Genomic DNA, 390 nt, shown 5'->3' with positions numbered 1-390 from the left:
CTCCGCCTCGTCTTTCTCTTCTGTCGTGTCTCCTCCCATGCCTCCTTTTTTATTGGCGTTGTTTTTTTTTTCATCCTTTTTATCCGCTTTCTAATCATCTTAAGGTTGGTCTTTATGTTCTGATGTGTATAATTTATTGGCAGCTTGCTTTTTGGCGTGTTGCTTTTTGGCAGCCTTTTTAGCCGGTGCGGAAGCGTCAGCAGCCTGGGCTTTCTGAGCGGAAGCTTCTACCTTCTTCACGCCTTTCTTGTATGACTCTTTAAAACAAATACGATAAAAAGACACTAAGGAAAAAAACGCTGATTCCGAATTCTGAAAGAAAAAGAATAGAAGCGGGGGTGCGAGCGGTGGTGGGTGGTGGAGAGTCGGCGGAGGCGGCGAGCGGGCGGG

The 390-nt window shown here is 46.9% G+C and carries 1 protein-coding gene; it reads right to left on the bottom strand.

Features of this window, described 5'->3' with window-relative positions:
* Window positions 1–99 precede the first annotated feature (99 nt).
* The coding region (locus JHD62_RS22735) for a hypothetical protein (protein WP_233161158.1) at window positions 100–390 on the bottom strand (291 nt) is incomplete at its 5' end.

Origin of the sequence: Aquitalea sp. ASV11 (genome assembly GCF_016429185.1) — a bacterium.
GTDB classification, from domain to species: Bacteria; Pseudomonadota; Gammaproteobacteria; order Burkholderiales; family Chromobacteriaceae; genus Aquitalea; species Aquitalea pelogenes.
Note: the sequence above shows the minus strand (reverse complement) of the source record. Positions and strands in the feature narration are given on the sequence as shown.